Origin of the sequence: Sphingomonas larreae, from assembly GCF_051400595.1 — a bacterium.
Classification (GTDB): domain Bacteria; phylum Pseudomonadota; class Alphaproteobacteria; order Sphingomonadales; family Sphingomonadaceae; genus Sphingomonas.
The window spans coordinates 145,776-161,371 of record NZ_JBLFFI010000002.1 but is presented as its reverse complement, the minus strand read 5'-3'; the positions used below and the strand labels follow the sequence as shown (position 1 = coordinate 161,371).

At 70.1% G+C, this 15,596-nt stretch carries 10 protein-coding genes; 6 read left to right on the top strand and 4 right to left on the bottom strand.

All coding sequences use genetic code 11. The features are described 5' to 3' along the window. Positions 1–30: 30 nt before the first annotated feature. Positions 31–1,326, bottom strand: coding sequence for a hemolysin family protein (locus ACMGDM_RS09000; protein ID WP_436803796.1), 1,296 nt, complete (start codon positions 1,324–1,326; stop codon positions 31–33). Positions 1,327–1,471: 145 nt separating this feature from the next. Here ACMGDM_RS09000 and ACMGDM_RS08995 point away from each other — a divergent pair, with 145 nt between their 5' ends. Further along, the gene (locus ACMGDM_RS08995; RefSeq protein ID WP_436803795.1) at positions 1,472–2,155 is read left to right on the top strand and encodes a YiaD family glycine zipper/OmpA-like lipoprotein; all 684 of its coding nucleotides are present in this window, start codon (positions 1,472–1,474) and stop codon (positions 2,153–2,155) included. Between the two features lie 194 nt (positions 2,156–2,349). Here the strand turns inward: ACMGDM_RS08995 and ACMGDM_RS08990 are convergent, their stop codons facing one another. After that, positions 2,350–3,009 carry a hypothetical protein gene (locus tag ACMGDM_RS08990; protein WP_436803794.1) on the bottom strand — a complete coding sequence of 220 codons (660 nt, stop codon included), beginning with the start codon at positions 3,007–3,009 and terminating at the stop codon, positions 2,350–2,352. A gap of 187 nt (positions 3,010–3,196) precedes the next feature. Between ACMGDM_RS08990 and ACMGDM_RS08985 the strand changes: the two genes are divergently transcribed. Together ACMGDM_RS08985 and ACMGDM_RS08980 are read left to right on the top strand one after the other, a co-directional pair. Further along, complete coding sequence (locus ACMGDM_RS08985) at positions 3,197–4,648, top strand: glycoside hydrolase family 125 protein (protein ID WP_436803793.1); 1,452 nt, start codon at positions 3,197–3,199, stop codon at positions 4,646–4,648. 37 nt (positions 4,649–4,685) lie between these two features. Then, positions 4,686–7,007, top strand: coding sequence for a GH92 family glycosyl hydrolase (locus ACMGDM_RS08980; protein WP_436803792.1), 2,322 nt, complete (start codon positions 4,686–4,688; stop codon positions 7,005–7,007). A 311-nt stretch (positions 7,008–7,318) separates the two neighbouring features. Here the strand turns inward: ACMGDM_RS08980 and ACMGDM_RS08975 are convergent, their stop codons facing one another. Continuing rightward, positions 7,319–8,566, bottom strand: a complete 1,248-nt coding sequence (locus ACMGDM_RS08975; RefSeq protein WP_436804253.1) for an amino acid deaminase — start codon at positions 8,564–8,566, stop codon at positions 7,319–7,321. An 85-nt stretch (positions 8,567–8,651) separates the two neighbouring features. Here ACMGDM_RS08975 and ACMGDM_RS08970 point away from each other — a divergent pair, with 85 nt between their 5' ends. The 3 genes from ACMGDM_RS08970 to ACMGDM_RS08960 all read left to right on the top strand — a co-directional run bounded on the left by ACMGDM_RS08970 (position 8,652) and on the right by ACMGDM_RS08960 (position 11,927). Continuing rightward, positions 8,652–10,124 carry an N-acyl-D-amino-acid deacylase family protein gene (locus ACMGDM_RS08970; RefSeq protein ID WP_436803791.1) on the top strand — a complete coding sequence of 491 codons (1,473 nt, stop codon included), beginning with the start codon at positions 8,652–8,654 and terminating at the stop codon, positions 10,122–10,124. Between the two features lie 78 nt (positions 10,125–10,202). Beyond that, positions 10,203–10,595, top strand: coding sequence for a RidA family protein (locus ACMGDM_RS08965; protein ID WP_436803790.1), 393 nt, complete (start codon positions 10,203–10,205; stop codon positions 10,593–10,595). After that, positions 10,596–11,927: a GntT/GntP/DsdX family permease gene (locus tag ACMGDM_RS08960; protein ID WP_436803789.1), complete on the top strand. Its 1,332-nt coding sequence runs from the start codon at positions 10,596–10,598 to the stop codon at positions 11,925–11,927. A gap of 115 nt (positions 11,928–12,042) precedes the next feature. Here the strand turns inward: ACMGDM_RS08960 and ACMGDM_RS08955 are convergent, their stop codons facing one another. Continuing rightward, complete coding sequence (locus ACMGDM_RS08955) at positions 12,043–15,522, bottom strand: glycosyl hydrolase 2 galactose-binding domain-containing protein (protein WP_436803788.1); 3,480 nt, start codon at positions 15,520–15,522, stop codon at positions 12,043–12,045. Positions 15,523–15,596 lie beyond the last annotated feature (74 nt).

Sequence of the window (15,596 nt, the reverse complement as noted above, 5' to 3'; positions counted from 1 at the left end):
CGCGGCGGCCTATCCGCCGAGCCGCCGCGCTTACGCCTCGCTGACGAGCAGCTTGTCGATGCGGCGCCCGTCGAGATCGACCACCTCGAACTTCCAGCCCTGTTCCTCGAAGCTCTCGCCCTCCGCGGGCAGTTTGCGGAACGCCGCCAGCGCGAGCCCCGCCACCGTCGCATAATCACGATCCTCGGGCAGATCGATGCCGAGCCGCTCCGCCAGCGCGTCCGCCGCCATCGTTCCCGCCACCAGCAGCGAGCCGTCGTCGCGCTCGACGACGTTGGGCGCCTCGTCGGGATCGGCGTCCGAGGCGAACTCGCCCGCGATCGCGGCGAGCAGGTCCGCCGGGGTCACGATTCCTTCGAAATGGCCGTATTCGTCATGGATCAGCGCCATCGGCACCTCGGCGCGGCGCAGCGCGTCGAGCGCGTCCATCGCGTCGATCTGATCCACCACCACCGGCGCGCGACGCATCAGCCGCGCCAGGTCGAGCGTCTCGCCGCGGAACAGCGCCATCGCGACATCGCGCGCCTGCACCACGCCGATTACCGCATCGATCGACCCCTCCGCCACGGGCAGCCGGCTGTGCGCGGTCTCGAGCAGCTTGGCGCGCACCGCGGCATCGTCGAGCGACACGTCGATCCACTCGACCTCGGTACGCGGCGTCATCACCTCACGCACCGGCCGATCGGCGAGCCGCACCACGCCCGAGATGATCGAGCGCTCATGTTCCTCGATCACCCCCGACTTGCTCGCCTCCGCGACGATCAGGTGAAGTTCCTCGGCGGTGACCTGATCCTCGTTCTCGCGCGTCAGCCCGAGCAACCGGAACGCCAGCGCGCTGGTCGAATCGAGCATCCACACCACCGGCTTGGTGAAGCGCGCGAGATACGCCATCGGCAGCGCGATCAACGCCGCGACCGTCTCGGGCTTGCGCAGCGCGAACTGTTTGGGGACGAGCTCGCCGACGATCAGCGACGCGTAGGTGGTGAGCCCGATCACGAGGATATAGCCCATCCGCTCCGCGGCGGCGTGCCCCAGCCCCAGCGCCTCGAGCCGCGCCGCGGTAGGGGTGCCGAGGCTCGCGCCCGAATAGGCGCCCGCGACGATACCGATCAGGGTGATGCCGATCTGCACGGTCGACAGGAACTTGCCCGGATCGGCCGCCAGCTCGATCGCCGTAGCGGCACCGCGACGACCGCTGCGCGCCATGGCCTCCAGCCGCGCCTTGCGCGCGGACACGATCGCCAACTCGCTCATGGCGAAAACGCCATTGAGCGCGACCAGCGCCAGGATGATGACGACGTCGATCCAGGGGAACGGCGGTAGCATGTTCGTATCGTCTCTCTTGGCGGCAAAGCGTTCGCGCGACAATCCGCAAAGTGGCGGATCGCTCCGTCAGCCCGCATTCAGCGGGACAGGAACAATGCTCGTGCGCCTCGGGTTGTCCGGGCGTGGACTGGGGAAAGGGTAGAACATGAAGCTCTCGTCGAAGCTGGTCGCCGCGGCGTCAGCGCTGTCGCTGGTGTCCGTCACCGCGTGCACCACCGATCCGGAGACGGGGGAGCGCCGCATGTCGAAGACCGCGATCGGCGGGCTGGGCGGCGCGCTGGGCGGCTATCTGCTCGGCGACCTCGTCGGTGGCCGGCGCGATCGCACCGAGAAGATCCTGGGCGCGGGTCTCGGCGGCATCGCCGGTGCGGGCGTCGGCGCGTACATGGACAAGCAGGAGCGCGAGATGCGCGAGCGCACCCGCGGCACCGACGTGCAGGTGACGCGACAGGGCGACGACCTGCTGCTCAACATCCCGTCGGGGATCAACTTCGCCTACAATTCGGCGAACGTACAGCCGCAGTTCCGCGCCACGCTCGACAAGGTGGCGAGCGTGCTGGCGGACTACCCGCAGACCTATATCGACGTGTACGGCCACACCGACTCGACCGGCAGCGACGCGTACAACCAGGACCTGTCCGAGCGGCGCGCGACCTCGGTGGCGGACTATCTGTCGAGCCACGGCGTGCAGGCGGCGCGGATCGCGACGCGCGGCTTCGGCGAGACCCAGCCGATCGAGACCAACGACACCGAGCAGGGCCGCGCCGCCAACCGTCGCGTGGAGATCAAGGTGGTGCCGATCTCGCAGAATGACGTGCCGCCGCGCTGAGGTTTCAGGGGCGGGGCGCGGTCGCTGCGGCCGCGCCGGTGCGCGTCCTTTCGAGCGCGCGATTGTCGATGGACGAGATGGCGAGACCACCTGCTCCTGCGCGCGCAGGAGCCCAGAACAACAAAGCGCAGCACCCGCGGCCCTAGGCTCCTGCAGGCGCAGGAGCGGCGCCGCTAGGGCGCGTTATCGCCCGATCAGCGCGGCGGCAGCAGCTTTGCCCAGCGCGCGTCGAGCCGCGCCTGGACGCTCGCCCGCGGCACGTGCGTCACCAGCGAGATGCCGCGCAGGCTGATCGTGTGCCCGCTGAACAGATGACCGCTGATCGAATAGCCGACATCGTATAGCGCGACATCCTCGTGCGCCGCGCCGTCGACGAGGTAACGCGTGACGATCGCGAGCGGCATCTGCTCGTCGCCGCGGCTGTCGTCGGGGTGATGCGCCGCCGCGCGCGCCTTCTTGAGCGCGTCCTCGAACCAGTCGCCCTCGATCCGCGGCTCGCCCGTCGTCTCCGCCGGAGCGAGCTTGAGCGACGAGGGAAAGAGGATCGTCTGGCTTTGCACCGACTGCGTGTCCGACGCCGGCTTGAGCGTGATGCGGTGCTTGGTCGCCTCGCCCGCCACCAGCGTCAGCGTCGCCGCGCGAGTCGAGGCACGGCTCGCCTCCGCGGCCTTGGCGACCTTCTCGTCGCGGCGATCGCTCCAGTTGCTCCAGAGCGTCAGCGCCGAGATGATCACCGCGACCAGCGCCAGCAGCTCGCCCAGCGTGATCCAGCGCCGCCGGATCGCCGCCGCCTCAACCGCGCGTTGCTCCGCGCGGGTGCCGGCGTCATTGCTCTGCTTCGATGGCTCACTCATCGCTGTCTTCGATCAGGTCGCACGATCACGGTCAAGCGCCACCCTGCCCTCCCGCGCCCGGCACGCACCGCCTCACCAGACCTGTCCCGAAAAACTAAAAGCAATTTTGTTTATCCTTGCCGCTCGCGTTTCGTGCTTCTAGCCTGCAACCGCATAGAAAAGCCGCCGAGAACGCGAGAGGAGAGCCATGGTCCGCAACGAAGCCCCCCAGCCCGCCCGGCGTGACGTGCTCCGCACCGGCCTGGTCGCCGGCGCCGGATTGGCTTTCGCGGGGCGCGGCATCGCGGCGCCGGCGCTCTCGAGTCAGCGGCCGCCGGTGGCGAAACGCGCCTTCCGCAGCGTCGCGGTGGAGCGCGAGATCGCCCGGGTCACGCGCCGGCTGGCGGATCCCGAGCTCGCCTGGCTGTTCGCCAATTGCTATCCCAACACGCTCGACACCACGGTGCGTCAGGGCACGGCCGAGGGCCAGCCCGACACGTTCGTGATCACCGGCGACATCGACGCGATGTGGCTGCGCGACAGTTCGGCTCAGCTTCAAACCTATGTCCATCTCACGCCGGGAGACGCCGCGTTGCGGCGGCTGTTCCACGGCGCGATCCAGCGTCAGGCGCGCTGCATCCTGATCGATCCTTATGCGAACGCCTTCATGGCCGATCCCGCCGCCAGGTCGAATCTGGGCGCGATCGACGATCTCACCGACATGAAACCCGGCGTCGCCGAGCGTAAGTGGGAGCTCGACTCGCTCTGTTACCCGATGCGGCTCGCCCACGCTTATTGGACCGCCACGCACGACAAGGCGCCCTTTGATGCGCGCTGGGGCGAGGCAATGGCGCGCGCGGTGGCGACGATGCGCGAGCAGCAGCGCAAGCACGGCGATGGTCCGTACCAGTTCGAGCGGGTCAATCGCTTCGCCACCGAGACGCTGATGCTCAAGGGCGTCGGCGCGCCCACCGCCAAGGTCGGGCTGATCCACTCGATGTTCCGCCCGTCGGACGACGCCTGCACGCTGCCCTTCCTCATCCCCTCAAACCTGTTCGCCGTTGCCGCGCTGCGCATGCTGGCGCAGGTGCAGGACGAGGCGCGGGGCGACCGCGCCGCCGCGGCTGACAGCCGCGCGCTCGCCGACGAGGTGGACGCCGCCCTGGCCACATACGGCCGCACCCGCGCGCCCGATGGCAGCGAGGTCTGGGCGTTCGAAACCGACGGGTTCGGCAACGCCTTCTTCATGGACGATGCCAACGTGCCGAGCCTGTCCGCGCTGCCGCTGCTCGGCGCCGCACGCCGCGACGATCCGTTGTACCGCCGCACCCGCGCGCTGGCGTGGAGCGAGCGCAACCCGTATTTCTTCCGTGGCAAGGCCGCCGCGGGGATAGGCGGACCGCACAAGGGCCTGGGCATGATCTGGCCGATGTCGATCATCGTTCGGGCCATGACCAGCGACGACGAGGCCGAGATCGTCGAGTGCCTCGGCTGGCTCAAGCGCACCCACGCAGGCACCGGCTTCATCCACGAAAGCTTCGACCAAGACGATCCGACGCGCTTCTCGCGCCCGTGGTTCGCCTGGGCGAACGGCCTGTTTGGCGACCTCATCCTTGATCTCGAGCGGCGCCGGCCGGACCTGCTCGCCCGCCGCTACTGACCCTTCTCATCCACCCTCTTCATCGGGAGACCAACGCGTGATCCGCGCCAACCGCCGCGAGCTGCTCGCCGGCTCCGCCCTCGCCGCCCTCGGCGCGAGCGCCTCGACCGCTGCCGTCGCCGGGCGCGCCGGCGCTCCCGCCGCTACCGCGCCCGACCTGTTCGTCGGCACCGGCGGCCACGGCCATACTTTTCCGGGCGCCACGCTGCCGTTCGGCATGGTGCAGCTCTCGCCCGACACCAACAACTTCGGCTGGGACGCCTGCTCCGGCTATCACCAGTCCGACCGGTCGATCATGGGCTTCAGCCACACGCATCTGTCGGGCACCGGGATCGGTGACATGCTCGACGTGCTGGTGGTGCCGACGCGCGGTCCGCTCAAGCTGGTTCCCGGCACGACGCAGGCCCCCGACGCCGGCTATCGCCAGCGCTACAGCGACGAACATGCCGAGCCGGGCTATTACCGCGTCAGGCTCGAGAGCGGCGTGCTCGCCGAGCTCACCGCCACCGAGCGAACTGGACTGCATCGCTACACCTTTCTCAAAGGCGCAGGGCACGTCCTGATCGACTTCGCCCACTGCAAGCAGGAGAGCGAGCACGAGCTGATCCGGATCGAGGACGCGTCGCTCGCGCTCGACGCCGACGGCATGCTCACCGGCAGCCGCCAAGTGTTCCGCTGGGCCGAAGGACGCCGCATCCACTTCGCGATGCAGCTGTCGCGCCGTCCCGACCGGGTCGAGTTCTACGGCGACGACGACCGCCCCGCCGCGGCCGGCGCGCGCAGCGTCCGCGGGCATCGGCTGAAGGTGGCGCTGTTCTTTGACGATGCGGGTGCGGCGCCGCTGCTGATCCGCACCGGCCTCTCCGGGGTCGACGTCGCCGGCGCGCGCGCGGCGCTGGCGGAGGCGCCGGACTGGCAGTTCGACCGCTATGCCACCGCGGCGCGGCGGCGCTGGGCGGGCGAGCTCGACGCCGTCAAGGTGTCGGGCGGCACGCCGGCGCAGCGCCGAATCATGGCGAGCGCGCTGTATCACACCTTCATAGGCCCGACGCTCTTCAGCGATCGCGATGGTCGCTACATGGGGCTCGACCAGCAGGTGCACCGCCTGCCCGCCGGCGACTCTGCGTACAGCGCTTACTCGCTGTGGGACACGTATCGGGCGCTGCACCCGCTGATGACGTTGGTGCGTCCCGACATGGCGCGGCGCTTCGTCCACGACCTGATCCGTCAGACGCAGCAGAGCCCCTACGGCCCGCCGACCTGGCCGCTCCAGAGCTTCGAGACCGGCTGCATGAACGGCTGGCACGCGGTGGTGGTGCTCGCCGAGGCACATGCCAAAGGGATCGCGGCCGATTACGCCGCTGCCTGGCCCAATATGAAGCGTCGCGCCTTTGACCCGACGTACAAGGACAATCTCGCGACGCTCGGGCGCGACCATTACATGAAGCTCGGCTATATCCCGGCGGACAAGATCCGCGAGTCCGTAAGTCGCACCCAGGAATATGCGTATGACGATCACGCCATGGCGCTGCTGGCCGAGGCGATCGGCGAGCGCGACGATGCCGCACGGTTGCGCCAGCGCAGCCGCAACTGGCGCAACGTGATCGACCCCAGCATCGGCTTCGCGCGCCCGCGCTTCGCCGACGGTACATGGTGGACGCCGTATGACCCGGTCCAGCTCGGCCACATGCCGGAGCCGCGCTGGCGCGATTACACCGAGGCCAACGGCTGGCAGGCCACCTTCCTCAACCAGCACGACGTTTACGGCATGATCGCGCATATGGGCGGGGATGCCGCCTATGAGCGCAAGATCGACTCGCTATTCGAGGCGCCATCGACGCTGCCCGCCAACGCGCCGCCGGACATCGCCGGTTTGGTAGGTCAGTATGCGCATGGCAACGAGCCCGACCAGCACGCGCCCTATCTCTACGCCTATGTCGGCGCACCGTGGAAGACACAGGCGATGGTGCGCCGCTTGTGCACCGAGATGTACAAGGACGATCCCGACGGCGTGATCGGCAACGACGATTGCGGCCAGATGAGCGCCTGGTTCATCCTCTCCGCGCTCGGCTTCTACCCGGTCGACCCGACCACCGGCGTGTATGTATTCGGCTCGCCACTGTTCGACACGGCCGAGCTGCGCGTCGGTGCGGGGCGGACGTTGCGGGTTCGCGCCACCGGCAACGCACCCGACCGTCCCTATGTCCAGTCGGTGCGATGGAACGGCCGCCCTTGGACCAAGAACTGGATCGCGCACCATGACCTGATCCAGGGCGGCGAGCTGGAGTTCGTCATGGGCGCGCGCCCGTCGCGCTTCGGCACGGCGAAGGAGGACCGCCCGCCGTCGAACGCGGGCTGAGCCGTCCGGAGGTCTCGTCGCCGCGGTGCGGCGGTGAGACCTTTGCCACGCAACCGTAAAGGTCTCTTCAGCGGCGGGGCAGTTGCAGCGCGATCACATCGCGCGATCCACGCCGAGCCGCTCTCCGTAAGGCAAGAATTTGGCGTGGTGGTCCGGGATGACGGACGAGTTTGGCAAAGGGATCCTGCAAGGGCCCAGCGACCTCATCCGCTCATCCCCTGAACCAGCCCCACAACCTCGCGGGACGCGCCGGAAGCGCCACAACGCACGTAGGGCGAAGTCGCTAACCGGCGGCGCCCTGCCGAACCGGCTCAGAAATACGTCTCGACCACCTCCAGCACACGGTGATCGTCGTCCGCCACCAGCACGCGGCGCCATTTGTCGAAGGTGAGGCACGGGTGCGAGATGTCGAACGCCACCACGTCGCCGACCGCGAGATCGTCTCCCGGCGCAATCGCGAGATAGGCGTGCTGGTCCATCAGCCCGGTCACCTCCCAATGCGCCGGCGCGCTGTGCGGCCGCTCGTCGCGTCCGGGACGGAACAGCGTTGCGGGGCGCGGCAGCCCGGCGTCGAACGCGACGTCGCGCTTGCCCATCGCCACTACTGCACGCGCCGGATCGGGGATCGACTGTACTGCCGCCCAGATCCGCAGCGCCGGCTGGAGCGGTTCGCCCAGTCGCGGCGCGACCGGGTTGCGGCGCAGGATCTGCTCCTGCGCGACGCGGTACAGCCCGTCGTCGTGGCTGATGTAGCAGCCGGGGCGCAACACCACCTGCACCGTACCCGCGTCCGCCAGCGCGGCGCTCTCTTCCGCTACCACGTCGAACCAGGCCGAGCCGGCGCCGGTCAGGATCGCGGGCGCGCGCTCGACGCGACCGTCCGCCACCAGCGCCGCGCTCACCGCCACGGCGCGGCGGACGAAACGGCGCACGTCCTGCTCATCGGGCAGTACGCCTTCGTAGAACTCGATCCCGGCGAGCCGCAGCACATCGCGCCATGCGTCCAACGCGTCGAGCACCGCGGCGAGTTGCGCGTCGTCGCGCACGCCACAGCGCAGACCGGGCTGGTCGCGCTCGGGCGCGAGCTCGATCAGCACGTCCAGCGTGGCGCCGCGCGCGCGGCAGGCCGCGCCGAGCAGCGCCACGCCGGCGGGGCTGTCCACCAGGCACAACAGGTCGAGCCCGGGCAGCGCCGCCAGCTCGGCGACCGCGGCGAGATTGGCTGCGCCGACCACCTGATTGGCGATCAGGATCCGCTCGACGCCATGCGCCGCGGCGACGAGCGCCTGCTGGCTGGTCGCGACCGTGATGCCCCAGGCGCCCGCGTCGAGCTGGCGGCGGAACAGCGCGGGCGCCATCGTGGTCTTGCCGTGCGGCGCCAGCGCGATCCCATAGGCTGCGATAAAGGCGCGCATCCAGGCGAGGTTGTGCGCCATGCGCGATTCGCTCAGCACCGCGGCGGGCAGCGGCACCTCGCCGGCGAGCAGATCCCAGCCTGGGCCGGCGCCGTCGCTGGGGCTGCCAACGCCCTTGTTCAGTTCGATGTCGCCGGTTCCCACTGCCAATCTCCAAATAACAAAAGATGTTTACATTATTCTTTTCGCGCGTGACAGTAGCGTTCACGGCCGCGCGGGAGAGGACGCCATGACACAGACGATCATCGCCGGCGCGCTGCTGTACGACGGCGGCGGCGGCGAGGCGTATCGCGCTGACGTGACGATTGATGACCGTGTAATCGCCGCGGTGACGCCGGCGCGGAACGTGCCGTCGGAGGGTGCGATCGACGCGCGCCGATGGGCGCTCGCCCCGGGCTTCATCGACGCGCACACGCATGACGACCTCGTCGCCATCACCGCGCCCGCGATGCTCCCCAAGATCACCCAAGGAGTGACCACCGTGGTGGTCGGCAATTGCGGCATCAGCGCAGGCACGGGGCGCCCGCGCGGCGCGACGCTGCCCGATCCGATGGTGCTGCTCGGCGCCCCTCGTGATTTCGCGTACGACGATTTCACCGCTTACGCGCAAGCGGTCGAAGCGGCACGTCCGGCGACCAACGTCGTTGCGCTTGTCGGCCATACCGCGCTGCGCGCACGCCACCTCGACCGACTCGACCGCGCCGCCACCGCCGCGGAGCAGGCGGCGATGCGTGCGGATCTTGCCACCGCGCTGGACGCCGGCGCGTTCGGCTTTTCCACCGGGCTCGCCTACGCCAATGCGGCGAGCGCCTCGACCGCGGAGGTCACCGCCGTCGCAGAGGCGCTGCGCGGCACCGGCGGCCTCTATTGTACGCATCTGCGCAGCGAGGGCGCCGACATCCTTCCCGCTATCGACGAGGCGCTTTCGATCGCGCGCCACGCTGCCGCGCCGCTGGTGGTGTCGCACCTCAAGTGCGCGGGCGCGAGCCAATATGGCCGCAGTGGCGAGATCCTGCACCGGCTCGAGCAGGCCGCCGAGCGGCATCCGGTCGGATGCGACTGCTATCCCTATACCGCGAGCTCCTCCACGCTCGACCTCAAGCAGGTGGTGCCCGAGACGCCGATCCTCATCACCTGGTCGGACGCCGCACCCGCGCAGGCGGGGCGGATGCTCGCCGACATCGCCGCTGACTGGGGCGTTTCGCTGCGCGATGCGGCGGTGCGGCTGCAGCCGGCGGGCGCCGTGTATCACTGCATGGCGGAGTCGGACGTCGACCGCATCCTCGCGCACCGGCTCACCATGATCGGCTCGGACGGGCTGCCATGCGACCCGCGGCCGCATCCCCGCTTGTGGGGCAGCTTTCCGCGCGTGCTCGCGCACTATGTTCGCGAACGCGGGCTGCTGTCGCTGCCCGCGGCGATCCGCAAGATGACCGGCCTCCCCGCCGACCGCTTCGGACTCACCGATCGCGGCTACGTCCGGGAGGGGATGGCCGCCGATCTCGTGCTGTTCGACCCGGCCCGCATCCTCGATCTGGCCGATTACGACGACCCCGTACGGGCGGCCGAAGGCGTGCGAGGCGTCTGGGTCAACGGCGTCGCCACGCTCGACGAGACTGGCGTCACCGGCGCCCGCGGCGGCCGACTGTTGCGACGCGCGGATGCGCCCGGCGATGGCGGCCCGGCGCACAGGATAGCCTAACCTACGCGGCCGATGGTCGCGACTCAGGCCGATAGCGGGCGTGGCCCTGAGAAGAAACCAAAACGAAGGAAGTGAACGATGACGGACGGTATCAAGCGCTATGGCGTCGAGGGCGGCAGCGGCACCGGCGGGCAGCATCTGCCGTTCGCGCGCGCGGTCCAGGCCGACGGCTGGCTCTACGTCTCGGGGCAGGTGCCGATGGTAAACGGCGAAGTCATCGACGGCGGGATCATCCCGCAGACTCACCAGGCGATCCGCAACGTGCTCACGATCCTTGCGGAAGCGGGCTACGGGCCGGAGCATGTGGTGCGCTGCGGCGTGTGGCTCGACGACGCCCGCGACTTCATGTCGTTCAATCGCATCTTCAAGGAATATTTCGGCGCCAACCCGCCGGCACGCGCGTGCGTCGTCTCGCAGATGGTGGTCGACTGCAAGGTCGAGGTCGACTGCGTCGCCTGGAAGCAGCCCTAAGTGGGTGGCGGCGCGCTGCTGCTGATCGAGGCGGCGGCCGCCGTCGCGATCCTGATCCTGCTGATCGTGCGCGTGCGGCTCAGCCCGTTCATCGCGCTCACGCTGGTGTCGCTCGGCCTCGCGCTCGTCGCGGGCATCCCCGCGGCGGCGATCGTGAAGGGATTCGAGGCCGGGGTCGGCGGCGCGCTCGGCCATATCGCACTGGTGGTCGGCCTTGGCACGATCCTCGGCAAGATGATGGTCCAATCCGGCGGCGCGGACCGCGTCGCGCGCAGCGTGATCGGCTTTTTCGGGCCGCGCCGCGCCGACTGGGCGGCGATGACGGTTGCGCTGATCGTCGGGCTGCCGGTGTTCTTCGAGGTCGGCTTCGTGCTGCTGGTGCCGATCGTCTTCGCGGTGGCGTCGCGGCTGCACCAACATCCGCTGCGGCTCGGGTTGCCGATGGCGGCGGGACTGTCGGTGGTGCATGCGATGGTGCCGCCCCACCCCGCCGCGATGCTCGCCACCCAAGCCTATGGCGCGGACGTCGGCCTGACCGTGCTGTTCGCGCTGCTCGTCGGCATCCCCACCGCCGCGGTCGCCGGGCCGTTGTACGCCCGGCTGGTAGTACCGCGGCTGGCGCCCGCCGCCGCGTCCGCCGCGATCGAGGAGGTGCCCGAGCACGCGCTGCCCGGCTTCGGCATCACCTTGGCGACATTGCTGCTGCCGGTCGTGCTGATGCTGCTCGGCAGCCTCGCGCCCGCGCTCGCCGTGCCGGGCAGCGCACTCGACCAGGCGCTGCGCTTCCTCGGCACCCCCGTGGTCGCGCTGCTCGCCGCGGTGCTGGTGAGCTACTGGACGCTCGGGTTGGCGCGCGGCCTCTCGGCGACGACGATCCAGCGCTACACCAACGAGTGTCTCGCGCCCACCGCGATGATCACGCTGGTGGTCGGCGTTGGCGCCGGCTTCGGTCGCGTGCTGACCGACAGCGGCGTCTCCGACGCGATCGTCGCGCTGGCGGCACAGCTGCATGTGCCGGTGGTACTGCTCGCCTGGCTGATTGCGGCGCTGATGCGCGTCGCGACCGGCTCGGCGACGGTGGCGATGGCGACCGCGGCGGGGATCGTCGCGCCGCTCGCCGCGGCCAACCCGGGGGTACGGCCCGAACTGCTCGTGCTCGCCACCGGCGCGGGGTCGGTGGTGCTGAGCCACGTCAACGACGGCGGCTTCTGGCTGGTGAAGGAATATTTCGGACTGAGCGTCGCCGATACGATCCGCAGCTGGACGGTGTGCGAGACGCTGATCTCGGTAGTGGCGCTGTTGTTGACGCTGGGCCTGTCCGCCTTGGTATAGGCGAGGGAGCGCCGCACAACGCCTTTGGCTCCCGCCCCCGCCGGCGAGATGGTGCCGCTGCCCGCGGCCGCCACGGCGCCACCCACATTCCCGCTCGCGGCGAGCGGCGATGCCCTCACCGCGCCGATGGCAGCTCCGCTGCCGTGATGTTCCAGCCGCGCAGCCGCACCGTCGCCGCCCCACGGGACGCCGGATAGCGCACCATGACCCGCCGCGCCTCGCCGGGCAGCAGTGAAACGTAATTGTCGCTGAAATAGGCCGGCAGGATCTGCTCGCCGCGCGCGTCGAACAGCGTCAGCTTGGCCTGAAGCGCGGGCGTCGTCGCCTCATTGGCCAGCGCGATCTCCACCGCACGCTCGCCATCGCTGCCCGCAGCCGCGGAGGCACTCGCTCGCAGCGCTACGTCGGGCATGGCGGCGAGCGCGCGCAGGTCCTCGGGCTTGGCCGACTGCCAGTAGAAGTTCTCGGACAGCGCCGCGCCATCCGCTCCCGCGGCGCGCAACCGCACCAGCACCGGGCCGCGCGCCAGCGCCGCGGTAAGCGCGGCGTCGCCGCCCAGCGCCAACGCGGTGGCAGTGGCGTTCGCGGGCACGTCCAGCTGCGCCGCGCGTCGCAGTACCTCGCGTCCCGCGACGTCGGTGACGAGCGCGATCACGTGCACGCCGTACAGCGGTGCGCGCGTGGTGTTGACCATCAGCACGCGGCGCTCGGGCTGGTCGAGCTGGACGTGCACCGGCTCGGCACCCTTCATTGTGCCGTAGAAGGCGGCGTGGGTGTCATAGTCAGACGAGTAGATCTGGAAGTCAGTCGACGGCCAGGCCGGGTGCGTCATCCACAGCATGCGCGCGCTGTTCTGCGTCCACAGCCCGGCGTTGAACCCTTCGAAAATCGCACGGTATGATTCATAGTTGAGCATCTGCGCCTTGCGCTCGAAGTCGGCGAGATTGCGCGCCGCCCCGAACTCGCTCTCCAGCGCGCGCATGAAGCTCGCCATCGAGACCCCGCGCTCCTGGTGCCAGTCGTGGTACACCCAGGTGTCGCTGACCGGCCAGCGGTCGGCGGCGGGCGCGGTGCGCTGCCACGACTCGAGCGTAGGGAAGCTCGACGTGCCCACCTCCACCGCGAAGCCGCGCGGATAGCTGGTGAAATAATCCTCGGGCGGGTGCCACTCATAGGGTCCGGACCCACCCAGGTTGATGATCCGCGAATTGCCCTTGTAGAGGCGCGTACCGTCCTCTTCCCACACCATGTCCTGCAGCGCGGTCTGGAGCGCCGGCTGGGGCACGCCCTCGTTGCGGCCGAACCACAGCACGATCGAGGGATGCGTGCGGTAGCGCCGCACCACGTCGCGCGCGTTGGCGACGAACAGCGGCACGTCCTGTGCCTCGGCGTCGTTGTCCTGCGTCGACTCCCAGAAATCGTTGAGGACCATCAGGCCATAGCGATCCGCCAGCGCGTAGAAGGCCTCTTCGGTGCTCTGCCCCATCCAGTTGCGCACCACGTTCATGCCGGCATCGCGATGGAGCCGGAAGTACGGGTCGAGCCGCGCCGGGGCGACGCGTTTCATCATGTCGTCCATGCCCCAATTGCCGCCGCGCGCGGCGATGCGCACGCCGTTGACGCGCAGCACCAGCTGCGTGCCGAGCGGGTCGTCGGGCAAAGTCGTCACCGCGGGCGAGCGCTCGGCGCCCGGCATGAGCGAGTTGGCCCAGCCGCCACGCACCTTGCGCAGCGCCGGGTGCCGTTCGTCGAGCACCGGCGTACCGAGGCGATGCGCCATGTCGTTGTCGACCAGCACACGCCGCAGTGCGCCCGCGGCATTGAGCGAGCCGAGCTCGTACGTCACCGTGCGCATGCCGAAATCGAGCTGGCGCCGATCCGAGGTCGCACCGCCGCTCGCCGCGGTCAGCGTCAGCGCGTGGAGCGCGGGGTCGCCATAGCCGTTGGGCCACCATAGCCGCGGCTGCGCGATGTGGAGCGCCCGCTGCTCCTCCGGCGTGAAGCGCACCGTCACGGTCGCGCCCGGCGCCACCGTCACCGCGCGCTCCACCACCACATCGTCGAACGCGGCGCGCACCAACGTGTCGACCGCGCCGGCGCCATGGTTGGTCACCGGCACCTCGATCGTCACGTCGGCGAGCGACAGATCGGCGCGCGGCAGCCGCGTCGAGATCGCGGGGTCACCGAGCGTCACCGCGCCGGTCTCGGCCAGCTCGACCCCCTGCCACAGGCCGGTGTTGCGGTCGCGCACCGCGGGGATCCAGTCCCAGCCCTCGCTTGCGCCGAAAGTGGGGCCGTCGCTCATCAGCGCGCCGCCATTGTCGCCGCGACCACCGGCGAGCGACTGCTCGTGCGCGATCCCCGGGTGCGGCGGCGGCGCGACCAGCACCGCGACACTGTTGCGCGCGCCGCGGCGCATCCGCGCGCCGACATCGAAGCTGCCGCGGATGAACGCGCCCTTGATCTCGCCGACCTCCTCGCCATTGACCCACACCCGCGCGGCATAGTTCACGCCGTTGAAGGTGAGCGTCAGCCGCTCGCTCGCGCCGGCGGGCAGGTGGAACTCGGTGCGGTACCAATAGGATTGCCGCGCGAGCGTCTCCGGGATGGCCATGTTGTTGAGCCCGATCGTCGGATCGGGATAGACGCCGCGATCGACCAGCGTGGTGAGCACAGTGCCGGGCACGGTCGCGGCATGCCAGGCACGCGCGTCATAACCCGGACGCGAGATCGCCGCACCCGCCGCGCGCACGCCCGGCGCCGCCGCCATGCGCCAGCCATTGACGTCCCAGCGTCCCGCCGCGGCACGCGCCAGCGCGGGTGCATCCGACGCCGGCGTCGCGACCGGGCGCGCGGCCGGCGCCTTGCTCGTCGGCAGCTCCCATGCGGGCTGCGGGGTAGTGAGGCCATATTGCGTCTTCACCTGGAGCGGCCACGACGGACTGGCATCCTGGAAACGGGTGAGCGACTCGTTGGGCGGACGCTTGGCCGAAGCGGCGACATCGGCCAGCTCGGGCGCGAGCGTGACCTCGGCGATGAGTCCGGCGTAGCCTTCCCTTCCCGCGACCCGCGTCCCCAGCGCCACCAACGCGCGCGGCGCCGACGCGGTGCCACGCGCGCTCCCGACGAGGCGTCCGTCGACGTAGAGGCGCAACGTGCCGGCGTCGGCGGTGACCGCGAGCAGCTGCCACCGCCCGGCGGCGATCGGGCGCGACGCGCCGATCGTGACGTCGCCCAGAGTGAACATCGGGCGGCCGTCGTCGAGCGACAGCACGCGCGCCGCGGCGTCGCCGACGCGACCGATCGCCGCCACCGGGACACGCCCGCGGGCCAGCTGCGTCGGCTTGATCCAGGCGCTGAACGTCCAGCGTGGCGCCTCCGGCAGGCGTTCGTCAGCGGCATAGCCCTGCGCGAGCCACTCGATGCCGTCGGAACCGGACAGGAAGGTGGCGCTGTATGGGCCGATCCTGGCGCGCTTCGGATGCGCGATGCGCGACGACGGCCATTCGATCTGCTGTGCGGCCGCCCCTAACCCGGATCCGGCGGCGGCAAGCACGATGAGCGCGACACCGGCGCGAAGGGTAAGGCTGGTCAAGACATTCTCCTGCTATGCGCGACGCCTGCCTGCCGCTGAGCGCGGCAGGATCATCGCCTGAGGGGCTTGGTGGC